General features: G+C 72.6%; 11 protein-coding genes. 10 read left to right on the plus strand and 1 reads right to left on the minus strand.

What is annotated here, in order from left to right; translation table 11 throughout:
- The first annotated feature begins 72 nt into the window (after nt 1-72).
- Complete coding sequence (locus E5671_RS10745) at nt 73-777, plus strand: TVP38/TMEM64 family protein (protein ID WP_160503620.1); 705 nt, start codon at nt 73-75, stop codon at nt 775-777.
- Between the two features lie 7 nt (nt 778-784).
- On the opposite strand, the gene E5671_RS10750 is transcribed toward E5671_RS10745, so the two are convergent.
- Complete coding sequence (locus E5671_RS10750; RefSeq protein ID WP_160503621.1) at nt 785-1,954, minus strand: thiolase family protein; 1,170 nt, start codon at nt 1,952-1,954, stop codon at nt 785-787.
- Nucleotides 1,955-2,113: 159 nt separating this feature from the next.
- On the opposite strand from E5671_RS10750, the gene E5671_RS10755 reads away from it, so the two are divergent.
- The 9 genes from E5671_RS10755 (at nt 2,114) to E5671_RS10795 (ending at nt 15,477) form a co-directional block, all read left to right on the plus strand.
- The gene (locus E5671_RS10755) at nt 2,114-2,575 is read left to right on the plus strand and encodes a winged helix-turn-helix transcriptional regulator (protein ID WP_160503622.1); all 462 of its coding nucleotides are present in this window, start codon (nt 2,114-2,116) and stop codon (nt 2,573-2,575) included.
- Nucleotides 2,576-2,809: 234 nt separating this feature from the next.
- Complete coding sequence (locus tag E5671_RS10760; RefSeq protein WP_336605729.1) at nt 2,810-3,763, plus strand: ABC transporter permease; 954 nt, start codon at nt 2,810-2,812, stop codon at nt 3,761-3,763.
- A gap of 3 nt (nt 3,764-3,766) precedes the next feature.
- A complete protein-coding gene (locus E5671_RS10765; protein WP_160503624.1) occupies nt 3,767-5,752 on the plus strand; it encodes a dipeptide/oligopeptide/nickel ABC transporter permease/ATP-binding protein in 1,986 nt (661 codons plus the stop codon).
- Nucleotides 5,749-6,765, plus strand: coding sequence for an ATP-binding cassette domain-containing protein (locus tag E5671_RS10770; protein ID WP_160503625.1), 1,017 nt, complete (start codon nt 5,749-5,751; stop codon nt 6,763-6,765). Before E5671_RS10765 ends, E5671_RS10770 begins: the two co-directional genes overlap by 4 nt.
- Nucleotides 6,762-7,814 carry a dipeptidase gene (locus E5671_RS10775; RefSeq protein WP_160503626.1) on the plus strand — a complete coding sequence of 351 codons (1,053 nt, stop codon included), beginning with the start codon at nt 6,762-6,764 and terminating at the stop codon, nt 7,812-7,814. Before E5671_RS10770 ends, E5671_RS10775 begins: the two co-directional genes overlap by 4 nt.
- A 42-nt stretch (nt 7,815-7,856) precedes the next feature.
- On the plus strand, nt 7,857-11,303 hold the full coding sequence (locus E5671_RS10780; RefSeq protein WP_160503627.1) for a serine hydrolase: 3,447 nt from the start codon (nt 7,857-7,859) through the stop codon (nt 11,301-11,303).
- A 1-nt stretch (nt 11,304) separates the two neighbouring features.
- Nucleotides 11,305-12,150 carry a GNAT family N-acetyltransferase gene (locus E5671_RS10785; protein ID WP_160503628.1) on the plus strand — a complete coding sequence of 282 codons (846 nt, stop codon included), beginning with the start codon at nt 11,305-11,307 and terminating at the stop codon, nt 12,148-12,150.
- 69 nt (nt 12,151-12,219) lie between these two features.
- Nucleotides 12,220-13,884, plus strand: coding sequence for a PucR family transcriptional regulator (locus E5671_RS10790; protein WP_336605730.1), 1,665 nt, complete (start codon nt 12,220-12,222; stop codon nt 13,882-13,884).
- A gap of 165 nt (nt 13,885-14,049) precedes the next feature.
- A complete protein-coding gene (locus E5671_RS10795; RefSeq protein ID WP_160503630.1) occupies nt 14,050-15,477 on the plus strand; it encodes a serine hydrolase domain-containing protein in 1,428 nt (475 codons plus the stop codon).
- Nucleotides 15,478-15,492 lie beyond the last annotated feature (15 nt).

Below are 15,492 nucleotides of genomic sequence, written 5' to 3' on the forward strand. Positions count from 1 at the left end.
CGTCCTGCGACTGTGACGCTCATGAGACGCACCATACGGCGATCACACACATTTGTCGGTTAGTCTCCCCGGATGCTCGACACCGCCGCCGCCCGCCCGCAAGGCCTCGCCGTGCGCTGCACCAGGGCCCTGCTCTCGCCCTGGTCGCGGCTGTCTCTGCTGGTGGTGCTGCTCGCGGCGGCAGGGACGTGCGTGCTGCTCTTCGAGCCACAGCGGCTCCTGTCCGACGGAGGGCTCCGGCAACTCGGCGGTGTCGCCGCCGTGACGGTGTTCGCCGTCGCGTACGGCCTGTGCACCACGGCGTTCGTGCCGCGTCCGCTGCTCAATCTGGCGGCGGGCGCCCTGTTCGGTTCGCAAGCGGGCCTCACCGCGGCGATCGCGGGCACGGTCCTCGGCTCCGGGATCGCCTTCGGGCTCGGCAGGATGCTGGGGCAGGACGCGCTGCGCCCGCTGCTGCGTGGGCGCTGGCTGAAGGCGGCCGACGGGCAGTTGAGCAGGCACGGCTTCCGGTCGATGCTGGCGGCACGGCTGTTTCCCGGGGTCCCTTTCGCGGCCGCCAACTACTGCGCGGCGGTGTCCCGCATGGGGTGGCTGCCGTTCCTGCTCGCCACCGGCCTGGGGTCGATCCCGAACACCGCCGCGTACGTCGTCGCGGGCGCCCGCGCGTCGACGCCGACGTCCCCCGCTTTCCTCGTCGCGATGGGCTTCATCGCGGTGACGGGTCTTGCGGGGGCGCTGGTGGCGTGGTTCAAGCGCAATCAGCTCCGGGGCCGGTAGGGCTCCGCTACAACGCTTCGAGGACGGTGGCGTTCGCGAGGCCCCCCGCCTCGCACATGGTCTGCAGCGCATAGCGCGCGCCGCGGGCCCGCATGGCGTGGACGAGGGTGGTCATGAGACGCGTGCCACTGGCGCCCAGGGGATGCCCCAACGAGATCGCCCCGCCGTGCACATTCACCTTCTCGGGGTCCGCTCCGGTCTCCTGCAGCCAGGCGAGCACGACGCTGGCGAAGGCTTCGTTGACCTCGAAGAGGTCGATGTCGTCGAGGCTCAACGAAGCGTTGCGCAGCACCTTTTCGGTGGCGGGCAGGATGCCGGTGAGCATCAGGAGCGGGTCGGATCCGGTGACGGCGAAGCTGTGCAGCCGGGCGAGCGGGCGCAGGCCGAGCCGTGCGGCGTTCTCGCTGGTGGTGATGAGGACGGCGGACGCCCCGTCGTTGGTGGGGCTGGTGTTGCCCGCCGTGACGGACCAGTCGATCTGCGGGAAGCGCTCGCCGAAGCCGGGGTCCTCGTAGGCGGGCTTCAAGCCCGCGAGTATCTCGGGGGTGGTGGCGGGACGTACGGACTCGTCGCGGGTGACGCCGTCGATCGGGGCGACCTCCGCGTCGAAGAGGCCCTGGTCCCAGGCCCGCGCCGCCCGCTGGTGCGAGGTCGTCGCGAAGACATCCATCCGCTCGCGGCTGATGGACCACTTGGCGGCGATGAGTTCGGCGCTGATGCCCTGCGGGACGAGCCCTTCGGGGAAGCGCCGGGCCACGCCGGGTCCGAAGGGGTCGGCGCCCGCCGGGACGTTCGACCACATCGGGACGCGGCTCATCGACTCCACACCGCAGGCGACGGCCATGTCGTACGCCCCGGAGATGACTCCCTGCGCGGCGAAGTGCACGGCCTGCTGGGACGAACCGCACTGGCGGTCCACGGTGGTCGCGGGCACCGACTCCGGGAAGCCCGCGGAAAGGACGGCGTAACGGGTGGTGTTCATGGCCTGCTCGGCGACCTGGTCGACGCAGCCGCCGATCACGTCGTCGACCTGCGCGGGGTCGATGCCCGTGCGCTCCACGAGGGTGCGCAGGGTGTGGGCGAGGAGTTCGACCGGGTGGATGTGGGCGAGGGAGCCGTTCGGCTTCCCCTTGCCGACCGGGGTGCGTACGGCTTCGACGATGACGGCGTCACGCATGGTGCGGTCCTCCTAGAGGGCCAGGGGCCTGGAGCGCCGGAGAAGGCAGCACGAGGCGCCTCCTCCCTGACTCCCCCTGGCGATTACCAGTGAGTAGGAAATCTGGACTCACCATAACCCGGTGAGTTGGAAAAACAAACCCTCCCCTAGACTGCCCGCATGAAGGATGCGCGCCCCTGCTCGATCGCCGACGCTCTCGCCCTGGTCGGCGAGAAGTACTCCCTGCTCGTCCTGCGCGAGGTCTGCCTCGGCAACGGACGCTTCGACCAACTGGTGCGCAACATCGGCGCCCCGCGCGACATCCTCGCGACGCGTCTGCGCCGCCTGGTGGAGGCCGGCGTCCTGGAGAAGGTCGCCTACAGCGAACGCCCGCAGCGCTTCCAGTACCGGCCCACGCAGGCCGGCCTCGAACTGGAGCCGGTCCTGATGACCCTGATGGCCTGGGGCGACCGCCACCTCCGCAAGGGCGACGACCGCCCGATGGTCATCGAGCACGTCTGCGGCCACGAGATGCTCCCGGTCGTGACCTGCGCGGCCTGCGGCGATCAGGTCCGCCACGCCGACCTCACCGCGCACCCGCAGGCCCCCGGCTGGACGACGACGGGCCCCACGGCGGCGTAGACGAGTCCCACGGCGGCACAGCCGAGACCAACGGCTGCACAGCCGAGACCAACGGAGCGGCCCGACCGGCTTGTCCTGTGGCACAAGCCGGCCGCTTCTTCTTGTGCGCGGGAACGAATCGCCCGCTCCCTGACCGGCGCGACACTCGCTGGGTTCCGACACGGAGTCCGACGGAGGTCGATGCCGGTGTCCACTGTGGTTGCCAGGCCCGCACCACCAGGTGCGCCGGCGCGAGTGCTTGGAAGCCCGTGGCTGTCCTTCTTCGGACGGCGGCTAGGGCGGTTCGTGGTGTCGCTGTGGGTGGTGGTGACCGCCGCCTTCGTGATGATCCACCTGATGCCCGGGGATCCGGTGCGGTCCGCGCTCGGCATGACGGCGCCCGTGGAGACGGTGAACGCGCGGCGCCAGGCCCTCGGCCTCGACGACGGTCTCCTCACGCAGTACTTGCACTACCTGCGGTCGGTGTGCGGCGGCGACTTCGGCACATCCGTCCTGAGCAACCTGCCGGTGTCGCAGCAGATCGGTGACCGCCTGCCCGCGACGGCGCAACTGGCCCTCGCGGCGTTCGCCGTCGCCATGGTGGTGGCGGTACCGGTCGGCGTGGTCATGGCCGTCCTGACCCGGGGCGGCCGGCGCAGGGGCGGGGAGCTGGCGTTCACGTCGACCAGCGTGTTCCTCGCGGCGATCCCCGAGTTCCTGCTGGCAGTCGGGCTCGTCTACGTGTTCTCGGTCCATCTGGGGTGGTTCCCCGTGGCCGGGCGCGGAGACCTGAGTTCGTACGTGCTTCCCGTGCTCGCGCTGGCCGTCGGTCCCGCGGCCGTCCTCGCGCGCATCGTGCGGGTCGAGATGCTGGCCGTACTCGGCGACGACTTCATCCGCACGGCACGCGCCAAACGGCTGCCCGCACGGCGGATCTACGCACGGCACGCGCTGCCCAACGCGCTCACCGCGACGCTGACCATGGGCGGCCTCGTCCTGACCGGCCTGGTGGCCGGGACGGTCCTGGTGGAGAACGTCTTCGCGTGGCCGGGCCTCGGCTCGACGATCGTGCAGTCGATCCAGCAGAAGGACTACCCCGTGGTCCAGGGGATCGTCCTCGTCTACGGGATCGGCGTACTGACAGTGAATCTGCTGGTCGACGTGTTGCTCACCGTGCTCGATCCACGCTCGACGATCCGGGAGGCCTGAGCCATGCGGAACGCCGGTATCAAGATCCTGGCTGTCGTCCGGACGCCCGTGGGGGCCTGTTCCGCCGCGCTTCTGGTGCTGTTGATCGCGCTTGCCCTGTTCGCGCCCGCCCTCTGGGGCGACCGGGCGTCGGCGGTGGACGTGGACGCCCTCCAACAGGGGCCGACCGGCGCGCACTTGCTCGGCACCGACAGCCTGGGGCGGGACATCCTCGCCCGCGTCCTGGTCGCCACGCGGCTTTCGCTCGTGCTCGCCGTGACGGCCACGGTGATCGGAGTGGTGACCGGCACGCTCCTGGGGACGGCGCCTTCCGTACTCCCCCGGTGGGCCGGGCGGCTCGTGACCTCGGCCGTGAACATCGCCGTGGCCTTCCCCGGCCTGCTGCTCGCCCTGTTCTTCGCCATGATCTTCGGGGTCGGGGCCAAGGGGGCCGTGCTCGCCATCGGTCTCGCCATGGCGCCCGCGTTCGCCCGCCTCACGCAGACGCTGGCCGCGGGGGTCGCGGGGCGGGACTTCGTGGCGGCGGCGCGGGTGGCCGGGGTGGGGCGGATCCGGCTCCTCGTACGGCACGTGCTGCCCAACATCGGCGAGCCGCTGGTGGTCAACGCCACGATCAGCGCGGGGATGGCGCTGCTCGCCTTCGCCGGGCTCTCGTTCCTCGGCATCGGAGTGCAGGCCCCGGACTACGACTGGGGGCGGCTCCTCGGGGAGGGGCTCAACCAGATCTACGTCAATCCCACGGCGGCCCTCGCGCCGGGCGTCGCGGTGGTGGTGGCCGGGCTCGCGTTCAATCTGTTCGGGGAGACCGTGGCGGGGGTGGTGGGGGCGCGTTCCGGCCTGCCGTCCTTGGTGCGTTCCTCGCCGGAGCCGAAGCCGACGCCGACGGCTGGGCCTGCGCCGAAGCCGATGGGAGCGGCAGGGGCGGCCGAGTGCGACCCCGTGCTGGTCGTGGAGGATCTGCGCGTCGCCTTCCCCGGAGCCGCGGGGCCGGTGACACCGGTGCGGGGTGTCAGCTTCACCGTCGGTGCCGGGGAATCCGTCGGCGTGGTCGGTGAGTCCGGCTCCGGGAAGAGTCTGACCGCGCTCGGCGTCTCCCGGTTGATCGAGGCGCCGGGGGTGGTGTCCGCGGCCCGTCTGGAGTTCCTCGGGACGCCGCTCTTGGGGGCGTCCGATGCCGAGGTGCGCGGGCTTCTCGGTACGTCGCTCGCGCTGGTGTTCCAGGATCCGATGACCTCCTTCAACCCGACCTGGCGGATCGGACGCCAGCTGGCCGAGGTGTCCGAGCAGCATCAGGGTCTCTCGCGGAGCAAGGCGTTCGCGCGGGCCGTCGAGCGGCTGCGCGGGGTGCGGGTGCCCGCGGCCGAGCGCCGGGCACACCAGTACCCGCACGAGTTCTCCGGCGGCATGCGGCAGCGGGCGATGATCGCCATGGGCCTGATGGGCGAGCCGCGCCTGGTCATCGCCGATGAGCCGACCACCGCGCTGGACGTCACCGTGCAGCGCCAGGTGCTCCGACTGCTCGCCCAGGTGCGGGAGAACGAGGCCGCCGGGGGCCCTCAACAGGGCAAGCGGGCGGCGCTGTTGCTGATCAGCCATGACATCACCGTCGTGGCGCAGAGCTGCCGACGCGTCCTGGTCATGTACGCGGGGCGGATCGTGGAGGACCTGCCCACCGCCGATCTGCGTTCGGCCGCGCGCCACCCCTACACGCGGGCGCTCCTCTCAGCCGTCCCCGCGCTCGACACCGACCGGGACGCGCCGCTCGCGGTCATCCCGGGCCGGCCACCTGAGCCCGGACAGGTGAGCGTGGGCTGCGCGTTTGCCGCGCGTTGCCCGTTCGCCGACGAGCGGTGCCTTGCCGAGGATCCGGCGCCGGTGGACGTGGGTGCCATCAACGGCACGCACCGCGTGGCCTGTTGGCACCCCCGGAACGCAGGCGCCCGTACGAGTTCCGACGTCAATGTCGATGCCACCGGAGGCGGCGCGTGAGCGAGCTTGTCTTTGAAGAGGTGAGCGTGCGGTACGGGAGCCGGCGCGGCGGGCTCACCGCCGTGGCCGGCGTCAGCCTGACCGTGCCGTCCGGTCAAGTGGTCGGCCTCGTGGGCGAGTCGGGGTCCGGGAAGTCGACGCTCGCCCGCAGCGCCGTCGGCCTCGCGCCGGTCAGCGCGGGGCGGGTCCTGCTCGACGGCACCGACGTACGGCACCTCGCGGGGCGCCGTCCGCTGCAGATGGTGTTCCAGGACCCGTACTCCTCGCTGGACCCCCGCATGAGCGTCGGCGCGTCGATCGGCGAGGCGATGCCGCGCGGTGAACGGGCCAAGGAGAGACGGGCCGAGGTCGCGCGGCTCCTCGAACTGGTCAGCCTCGACCCGGACCGGGCCACGGCGCTGCCCGCCCAGCTCTCCGGCGGTCAGCGCCAACGCGTGGCGCTTGCCCGCGCGTTGGCGGGGAAGCCGCAGGTGGTGATCGCCGACGAGATCACTTCCGCGCTCGACGTGTCGGTCCAGGGCGCCGTGCTCAACCTCGTACGCGACGTACGGCGGCGTCTGGGTCTGTCCATGCTGTTCATCTCGCACAACCTCGCCGTCGTGCGCTACCTCAGCGACATCATCGCTGTCATGTACCTCGGGCGGATCGTCGAGTCGGGCCCTGCCGATCAGGTGCTCTCCGACCCTCAACACCCCTATACGCGCGAGCTGTTGAGCGCGGCGCCGTCCTGGAACACTCCGCTGTTCGACGACAACGGTGCCATCGCCATCGGTGGCGCCGGGGCCGCCGGGGCCGCCGGGGCCGCCGCGACCGCCGACGTAGAGCCGAGCGACCCGCACAGCCCGCCGCCCGGCTGCCGCTACCACCCGCGCTGCGCGATCGGCCCCCTCGCCGACGCCGGCCGCGACCTCTGCCGTACCGCCGACCCCGCACAGGGAGCCGAGCGGCGTCCGCACCGGGCGGCATGCCATTTCGCGGGGGAACCCGCAGAACCGAAGGGAGCCCGAACATGACCACGGCACCGAGCCACGCCGCCGAACTGCACCGGCGCAGTATCGTCGCCGACACCCACAACGACCTGCTCTGCGCGGTGACCGCGAGGCCCGTGGACCAGTGGCCTGGGTTCTTCCGCGAGCAGTGGCTGCCCCAACTCCTGGCGGGCGGCGTCGACGTACAAGTCCTCCCCGTGTTCATCGACGACACCTACCGGCCCGAGGGCGCGCTGCGGCAGACGCTGCGCATGATCGAGGCCGCGCACCGCCTCGCGGCCGCAAACGCCGACGCGGTCCGGCTCTGCGGCGACGGTGCCGAGGTGGACGCCGCCCTGGACGACGGGAGTATCGCGCTCGTGCTCGCCCTGGAGAGCGCGCCGGGCATCGCCGAGGACGTCGAACTCCTGGAGACCCTCTACCGGTTGGGCGTACGGATCGCCTCGCTCGCGCACTTCGGGCGTACGCCGCTCGCTGACGGCAGTGGCGAGGACGCGGCCGGGAGCCGGCTGACCCGGGCGGGGGTGGCGGCGCTCGCCGAGATGGAGCGCATCGGCATGATGTTCGACATCAGCCATCTCGGTGCCGCCGGTGTCGACCACGTACTGGAGCTGGCATCGCGTCCTGTCATCGCCACGCACTCCTCCGCACGCGCGCTGCGCGACCACCACCGCAATCTCACCGACGACCAGGTGAAGGCGACCGCCGCGAACGGCGGCGTCGTGTGCGTGAACTTCTTCGCGCCGTTCCTCCACGAGAGCGACTACACCCTCGACCGGCTGGTCGACCACATCGAGCACCTCGCGGACGTGGCGGGCCTCGAACACGTCGGTCTCGGGCCGGACTTCGTCCAGGAGGTCATGGATGACACGACCCCGCCCTGCTGCGCCCACCCGGTCGTCGAAGGCGTGCGCACCGACCAGTTCCTGCCCGGCCTCGAAGGTCCGGCCGGACTTCCGCTGGTGACCGAGGCACTGCTGCGGCGGGGCTGGGCCGACGGCGACATCGCGCGGGTCCTGGGCGGCAACGTGCTCCGTCTCTTCCGTGACGGCCTGGGAAAGACCGCCTCCTGACCACCGCCCCCGACTTGCCGACTTCTTAGGAGGTGGCGCACCGTGACCTCACGCCTGCGCATCGACGACCTGTACGACTTCGCGGTGCCCGAGCAGCCCGCGGTCTCGCCGGACGGCGCCGAGATCGTGTACGTGCTGCGCACCGCCGATCGTGCCGCCGACCGGGACGTACGCACGCTGTGGCAGGTGGGCGCCACCGATGGCGAACCCCGTCAACTGACGCGCGGGCACGCCGACTCCGCGCCCGCCTGGTCGCCCGACGGAACCCGCGTCGCGTTCCTGCGCGCGCCGGGCGACGGGCCCGCGCAGGTGTGGCTGCTGCCCATGGCGGGCGGCGAGCCCGAGCAGCTCACGACGCTGCCGCTCGGTGCCGGTGCGCCGGTGTGGAGTCCGGACGGCGGCGAGCTGGCGTTCGACGCACCGGTCGATTCGGCCGCGGCCGACGGCGACGGGGGCGAGGGGCGGGGCAGTGCGCCCGTCGTCGTCCGGCGCCTGGGCTACAAGGCCGACGGCCCGGGCCTCCTTCGTACGATCCGCACCCACCTGCACGTGGTCCGCGTCGCCGGCCGCGAGGTCCGGCAGATCACCCGCGGCGACTGGCACGCCGGTGCCCCCGCCTGGTCCCCCGACGGCACCCGCCTCGCGTTCCCCGCGGCACGCGACGCGGACGCCGACCTGACGTTCCGCAGCGCCGCGTACGTCGTCGAGGTGGGCCCGCGCCATGCGGAGCCCGTACGCGTCGGCCCGGCCGAGGGGCAGGCCGCTGCCGTCACGTGGACGGCGGACGGCGCGGCACTCCTCGTCGTCGGCGCGACGGGCACCGCCGTCGGCCACGCGCGGCTCCTGCGAGTGCCGGTGGGCGGTGAGGGAGACGGTGCGGCAGGCAGTGCGGGAGACGCTGAGGGAGGAGATTCCCCGCTCACCGGCCTCGCCGACCTCGCCGACCTCACCGGCCCCCTGGACCGCAACGTCATGACCGGCGGTCCCGCGTACCCCGGCGCGCTGCCCCAACTCACTGCCGACAAAAGCCGCGTACTCGTCTGCCTGCGCGACCGCGGCTGCACGCAGCTGTACGTCGCCGACACCGACGGGAGCGGCATCCCGCGCCGCGTGGTCGGCGGTGACGCGCGCCAGATCAGCGGGGTGTCCACGGCGGGCGGCACCGTCGCGGTCGTCCTGTCCACCGCGACCTCCTACGGGGAGATAGCCACCGTCGACCTCGCCACCGGCATGGTCAGCACCCGCACCGGGCACGGCAGCACCGGGCACGGCGGCCCCGGCGCTCCCGAGCTGTTCGTGCGCGAGGAGCGGGAGTTCACCGTGTCCGACGGCACGGTGGTGCACGGCTGGCTGGTGCGCGACCCGGCGCGCGACGGCCCCGCTCCCCTGCTCCTTGACATCCACGGCGGCCCGCACAACGCGTGGAACGGCGCGGCCGACTCCGGGCACCTCTACCACCAGGTGCTCGCCGCCCGTGGCTGGACGGTGCTGCTCGTCAACCCGCGCGGCAGCGACGGCTACGGCGAGGAGTTCTTCACCGCGGCGCTCGGCGCCTGGGGAGTGAGCGATGCCGCGGACTTCACCGAACCCGTCGACCAGCTCGTCGCCGAGGGCATCGCCGACCCGCGGCGCCTCGCCGTCACCGGGTACAGCTACGGCGGGTTCATGACCTGCTATCTGACCAGCCGTGACGACCGCTTCGCCGCGGCCGTCGCCGGCGGTGTGGTCAGCGATCTCACGAGCATCGCCGGTACGTCCGACGCCGCGCATCTGCTCGGCGTGGCCGAGCTTGGCGGTCAGCCGTGGACGGACCGCGAGCGCTACGCGCGGCAGTCGCCGCTGACCCACGTCGACCGGGTGCGCACCCCGACCCTCGTCATCCAGGGCGGTGAGGACGAACGCTGCCCCGTGGGCCAGGCCGAGCAGTGGTTCACGGCGCTGCGCGGGCGGGGCGTCCCCACCGAACTGGTGCTGTATCCGGGCGGCGCGCATCTGTTCCCGCTCGACGGGCGCCCCTCCCACCGGGCCGACTTCAACCAGCGGGTCGTGGACTGGGTGGAGTGCTACGCCGGTGAGCCCGGACGGCCGCGCAGAGTGCCGCTCGACACGGCCCACTGGCAGCGACGCCTCGCCGAACTGGCCACGGTTCACCGGGTTCCCGGCGCGGCGCTCGGCATTCTGCGGCTCGGGGCGCGGGGCGTGGGGGACGACATGCTCCGGGCCCACCACGGCGTCCTGAGCACGGCCACCGGAGTCGATGTCACCGACGAATCGGTCTTCCAGATCGGGTCCATCACCAAGGTCTGGACGGCGACCGTCGTCATGCAGCTCGTCGACGAGGGCAGGCTGGACCTGGACGCCCCGCTCGTCGACGTGCTGCCCGAACTGCGCCTTGCGGACCCCGGTGTCGCCAAGCAGGTGACGATGCGGCATCTGCTCACCCACACCAGCGGCATCGACGGCGACGTCTTCACCGACACCGGCCGCGGCGACGACTGCCTGGAGCGCTATGCCGAACTCCTGGAGGAGACTCCGCAGAGCCATCCGCTCGGCGCGACGTTCTCGTACTGCAACTCGGGCTTCAGTCTGGCCGGGCGGGTCATCGAGAAGCTGACGGGGCTCACCTGGGACGGAGCCCTTCGAGAGCGGCTCTTCGCGCCACTTGGCCTGGAGCGGACGCTGACGCTCCCGGAGGAGGCGCTGCTCCACCGCGCCGCGGTCGGGCACGTCGCCGAGGGCGAGGAGGATCCCGTGCCCGCTCCGGTCTGGGGGCTGCCGCGCTCGGTCGGCCCCGCCGGGCTCGTCTGCGCCGACACCGCCGATGTGCTCGCCTTCGCGCGGCTGCATCTGACCGGGGGCCTCGGCCCGGACGGCGGCCGCGTCCTGAGCGCGGAGAGCGCGGCCCGGATGGCCGCCCATCAGACCGGCCTGCCGGACCGGCACACCCTGGGCGACTCCTGGGGCCTCGGCTGGATTCGCTTCGGCTGGGACGGGCAGCGGCTGTACGGGCACGACGGCAACACCATCGGCCAGTCCGCGTTCCTGCGGGTCCTGCCGGACCAGGGCCTCGCGGTGACGCTGCTGACGAACGGCGGCAACGCGCGCGACCTGTACGGGGACCTGTTCCGGGAGATCTTCGAGGAACTGGCGGGCGTCACGATGCCCAGCCCGCTCACCCCCTCGGAGCGACCGCCGGCCGTCGACGGCTCCCGGCACGCCGGGGTCTACGAGCGGGCCGGTGCGCACGTCGAAGTCCTCACCGTGGAGGGCGGGTTGAGGCTGCGGCAGACCGTGACGGGGCCGCTCGCCGCGCTGGAGCCCACGCCCACCCAGGAGTTCGTGCTCGTTCCGCTCGTTCCGGGGGACGACGCCCTCTTCGCCTTCCGGCAGCCGGGCACGCGGACATGGGTCCCGGTCACCTTCTACACGCTCCCGACCGGTGAGCCGTACGTCCACTACGGCGCGCGCGCCACCCCGAAGGTGGGCTGACATGCGGGGGCGCGTGGCCGGCTCGGCCGTCGCGGCGGCGGAGTCCGCGGCGCGCACGGCCGGCGTATCCGTGCGCCAACTCGCCGACCTGGCACACCTGAAGGCCGTGCGGAATCTCTACGAGGGCATCTGGCGGCCGGACGGGAAGACCCCGCCGGTGACGACCGAGCTGCTGCGCGCGCTCACCAAGGCGGGCAGCTATGTGGGCGGCGCCTTCGACGGCGGCGAACTCGTGGGCGCCTGCGTCGGGTTCTTCGCGCCGCCCGCCGACAAGGCCCTGCACAGTCACATCGCCGGTGTGGCCGCGGGGATGCGCGGCCGCAACGTCGGCTACGCCCTGAAGCTGCACCAGCGGGCCTGGGCGCTCCAGCACCAAGTGGCCGAGATCTCCTGGACGTTCGACCCGCTGGTGCGCCGCAACGCCTACTTCAACATCGGAAAACTGGCCGCGGCGCCCACCGGGTACCTGCCCGACTTCTACGGCCGGATGAACGACGGCATCAACGGCTCCGACGAAACCGACCGCCTCCTGGTCACCTGGCGCCTCACCGCCCCCGAGGTCGTCCTGGCCTGCGCGGGGCAGCACCCCGCGCCGCTCACTGAAGGCGCCGTCACCGGCCTCGACGTCTCCCCGCACGACGGCCCGGTCCTCGGCACCCTCGACGGCCCCACCGTCCTCGTCGCCGTGCCCGGCGACATCGAGAAGCTGCGCGCCACCGACCCGGCCCTGGCGGCCGCCTGGCGCTCCGCCCTGCGCGACGTCCTGGGCGGGCTGCTGACGGACGGAGCCCGGATCACCGGCTTCGACCGGGCGGGCCGGTACGTCGTCGAGAGGAAGAACTCTTGACCCGAACCTATACGACGCATAAGAAGCCGTAAAAAACGAAGCCGGTTCTCGCCATCCATGGGAGGAAGCGTGCTCATCCCGGTGACCACCCACCCCCGAGCCAGTCTCCGGCGCGTCCTCGAGGATCTGGGCCCCACCCTCCTGGACCTCGTGTGCGGCGACCCCGACGGCGCCGACGACATCGGCGGCATCGTCATCCACGACCCACACGACGAACCGGTGCCGCCCCCGCAGGCGCTCGTGCTCGGCGTCGCCGTACAAGATCCGGTGCAGATCGTCCAGTTGCTCGACGCCATCGCCGCGCAGGGCGCCGCGGGGCTCGTCGTCCGTGCGCCGGTCGCCGCCGACGAGAAGGTCACCGAGGCGGTGCGGCGGACCGGGGTCGCGCTGCTCGGCCTGACACGCGGCGCCTCGTGGGCGCAGCTCGCCGCGATGCTGCGTGCGCTCATCGCGGAGGGGGATGTCGGGGAGAGGGGACACGAGACCCTGGGCGGGGTGTCGTCCGGGGACCTGTTCGCGCTGGCCAACGCCGTCGGGGCGCTCCTTGACGCGCCCGTCACCATCGAGGACCGCAGCTGGCGGGTGCTCGCCTTCTCCGGGCGGCAGGACGAGGCCGACCCCTCGCGCGTCGAGACCATCCTCGGCCGCCAGGTGCCCGAACGCTACACGCGCGTCCTGGAGGAGCGCGGTGTCTTCCAGGCCATGTACCGCAGCGACCGGCCCGTCTACGTGGAGCCCCTCGTGGAGGTGGAGGGCGGCGCCCTCAGCCTGCCGCGCGTGGCCCTCGCCGTCCGCGCCGGCGACGAGATACTCGGCTCCATCTGGGCCGCGGTCCACGGACCGCTGAGCGCCGAGCGCGACCAGGCACTGCGCGACGCCGCCAAGCTGGTCGCGCTGCATCTGCTGCGGCTGCGCGCGGGCGCCGACGTCGAACGAAGGCTGCGCGCCGACCTGGTGGGCACGGCCCTGGAGGGCGGCCCTGGCGCCGCCGAGGCCGTCGCCCGCCTCGGGCTCGCCGAACAGCCGGGCGTGGTGCTCGCCCTTGCCTTCGCCGACCGCGCGGATGGCGACAGGTCAGCCGCGCGGCACGCCCGGTACGTGGCCGAACGGCAGCGCCTCGCCGACGCGTTCGCGATGCATCTGACCGCCGTCCACCCCCGCTCGGCCGCCGCGCTCGTCGGTGACGTCGTCTACGGCATCGTCCCGGCCCCCGCCGGGCGGCCCGATGCCGAGGAGCGGGCCGCCCGGGTCGCCGAGGAGTTCCTGGAACGCGTGGGCGCGCGACAGGAGTTGCTCGTCGGGGTCGGCTCTCCGGCGCCGGAGAGCGCCGCGCTGCCCGCGTCACGGGCGGGCGCCGACCGGGCGCTGCGGGTGCTGCGGGCGGGCGAGGGGAACCGCTCGGTGGCCCGCATCACCGACGTACTCGTCGAGTCGTTGCTCCTTGAACTCACGGACGTGATCGCCGAACGCGGCGACCCGCCGTCCGGCCCCGTGGCCCGGCTCGGCGCGTACGACGCGGCGCACCACACCTGTCTCGTCGAGACGCTGCGGGCGTGGCTCGACGCGTTCGGCGACGTCGCCACGGCGTCCGCCGCCGTCCATGTGCACCCGAACACCTTCCGCTACCGGCTGCGACGGCTCGCGGAAGTGGGCGGCCTCGATCTGACGGACACCGACGCGCGCTTCGCCGCCATGCTGCAACTGCGTCTGTGGCCGCACACGCGACGGTCCTAGCAGCTCGCCCCACCGGTTTGGTGCCCGTCGATGAACGAGGCCTCCCGCATGGTGCGCGCGGACGAATCGCCGCGCGGGGCCCGCGGCCTAGCCTCGCTGCCAGTTCGACCGACCCATCCCACCCCATGACCGACCCATCCCATGGACGAGGTACGAGGGAGACGCATGCCGAAGGCACCATCACCACCGTCTCAGGGCGAACCACGGTCACAACTCGACGCGTTCCAGGCCTGGTTGACCGAGCGCCTGGCGGCGCTGCTCGACGAGAACCAGGTACCGGGTGCCGCCGTGGCCGTGAGCCTCGGTGACGTGGTGATCGACGCCGCCGCGGGCGTGCTCAGCAAGGACACCGGGGTCGCGGCGACACCGGACTCCGTGTTCCAGATCGGATCCATCACCAAGGTCTGGACGGCGACTCTCGCGATGCAACTCGTCGACGAGGGAAAGCTGGATCTCGACGCCCCCGTGCGCGACCACCTGCCGGACTTCAAGATCGCCGACGACGAGGCAGCCGTCCGCATCACCGTCCGGCAGCTGATGTGCCATGTCTCCGGATTCGAGGGCGACTTCTTCACCGACACCGGCCAGGGCGACGACTGCCTGGAGAAGTTCGTCGCCACGCTCGGGGACACGCCTCAACTGTTCGCGCCGGGCGCGCGGTTCTCGTACAACAACGCCGCCTACTGCGTGCTCGGCCGGATCGTCGAAGTGCTGCGCGAGAAGCCGTACGACGCGTGTCTGCGCGAGCACCTCTTCACCCCGCTCGGACTCACCCACGCGGCCACCGGACCGTACGAGGCGATCCTGCACCGGGCCGCGGTCGGCCACCTCCGGGCCACCCCGGACGCGGATCCCCGGCCCGCGCCGGTGTGGGCACTGGCCCGCTCGAACGCCGCGGCGGGCGCGATGCTCGCCATGCGGCCCCGCGACCTGCTGACGTTCGCCCGGATGCACCTGGCCGACGGCCTTGGCCCCGACGGCTCGCGGGTGCTCGGCGCCGGCAGCGCGCGAGCCATGCGCCAACCGCAGGTGGACGTGCCGCCCTTGGGGCTCATGGGCGACTCCTGGGGCCTCGGCTGGGAGATCTTCGACTTCCCCGGCGGCACCGTCGTCGGCCACGACGGCGGCACCATCGGCCAGTCAGCGTTCCTGCGCGCCGTGCCGGAGCACGACATCGCGGTGGCGGTCCTGACCAACGGCGGTGACCCGGTCGCGCTGTATACGGAGATCGTCGGCCGCGTCCTGCGCGACCTCGCCGGCATCGAACTGCCCGCACTGCCGGTGCCGGACCCCGAGGCGCCGAGCGTCGACGCGTCCCGGTACGTCGGGACGTACGCGTCGTCGGCCGCCGACACGGTGATCAGCCAGGACGCCGATGGCCGGGTCTGGGCCGAGCGGACCCCGAAGGGGATCTTCGCCGAGATCGGCGGCGTGCCGGAGCGGATCGAGCTGGTGGCCGCGGGTGAGGGCACGCTGATCGCCGCGGAACCCGAGCAGGGCATGCACCGGCTGCACTCCTTCGTCGGCGACGACGGCGAGGGCCACGCGCAGTTCCTGCACACCGGGCGGGCCGACCGCAGGGTGTCGCCGTGAGGGCCGTGAGCGAGC

The sequence above is a fragment of the Streptomyces sp. BA2 genome (assembly GCF_009769735.1).
Lineage (GTDB): Bacteria > Actinomycetota > Actinomycetes > Streptomycetales > Streptomycetaceae > Streptomyces.

What these genes read in the sequence shown, in the direction of transcription:
- E5671_RS10795 (WP_160503630.1), top strand. Translation starts at nt 14,050, where the DNA reads ATGCCGAAGGCACCATCACCACCGTCTCAGGGCGAACCACGGTCACAA.
- E5671_RS10775 (WP_160503626.1), top strand. Translation starts at nt 6,762, where the DNA reads ATGACCACGGCACCGAGCCACGCCGCCGAACTGCACCGGCGCAGTATC.
- E5671_RS10750 (WP_160503621.1), bottom strand. Translation starts at nt 1,954, where the DNA reads ATGCGTGACGCCGTCATCGTCGAAGCCGTACGCACCCCGGTCGGCAAG.
- E5671_RS10765 (WP_160503624.1), top strand. Translation starts at nt 3,767, where the DNA reads ATGCGGAACGCCGGTATCAAGATCCTGGCTGTCGTCCGGACGCCCGTG.
- E5671_RS10755 (WP_160503622.1), top strand. Translation starts at nt 2,114, where the DNA reads ATGAAGGATGCGCGCCCCTGCTCGATCGCCGACGCTCTCGCCCTGGTC.
- E5671_RS10785 (WP_160503628.1), top strand. Translation starts at nt 11,305, where the DNA reads ATGCGGGGGCGCGTGGCCGGCTCGGCCGTCGCGGCGGCGGAGTCCGCG.
- E5671_RS10745 (WP_160503620.1), top strand. Translation starts at nt 73, where the DNA reads ATGCTCGACACCGCCGCCGCCCGCCCGCAAGGCCTCGCCGTGCGCTGC.